The sequence below is a fragment of the Mesorhizobium sp. M2E.F.Ca.ET.209.01.1.1 genome (assembly GCF_004010375.2).
Taxonomy (GTDB): Bacteria; Pseudomonadota; Alphaproteobacteria; order Rhizobiales; family Rhizobiaceae; genus Mesorhizobium.
Genome location: NZ_SADP02001376.1, coordinates 1 through 279, shown reverse-complemented (window position 1 = coordinate 279; position 279 = coordinate 1). Strand labels below are relative to the sequence as shown.

Sequence of the window (279 nt, the reverse complement as noted above, 5' to 3'; positions counted from 1 at the left end):
CCTGAAATGGCCTAACGCAGCCAGCGCGCCGGGCGGCCGTATCATGCGGGTCATTTCCGGCAAGGACTATCTGTATTGCCCGGAGAATGGGGTTTTCGAACCTTGGGTCGACTTGGGCGACATGGTGGAAAGCGGCCAGACGGCGGGGCTGTTGCATTTTCCCGACACGCCGTGGCGAGAACCGGTCGCTGTTCGGTTCGCGTCCTCCGGCTTTGTGATTTGCAAACGAGTACCTGCATTGTCGCAGCGGGGCCACTGCCTGTTCCATCTCGCCGCCGA

General features: G+C 61.6%; 1 protein-coding gene. It reads left to right on the top strand.

The features are described 5' to 3' along the window. Positions 1-43: 43 nt before the first annotated feature. On the top strand, positions 44-279 hold a 236-nt coding region (locus tag EN852_RS40470), incomplete at its 3' end, for a succinylglutamate desuccinylase/aspartoacylase family protein (protein WP_210238349.1).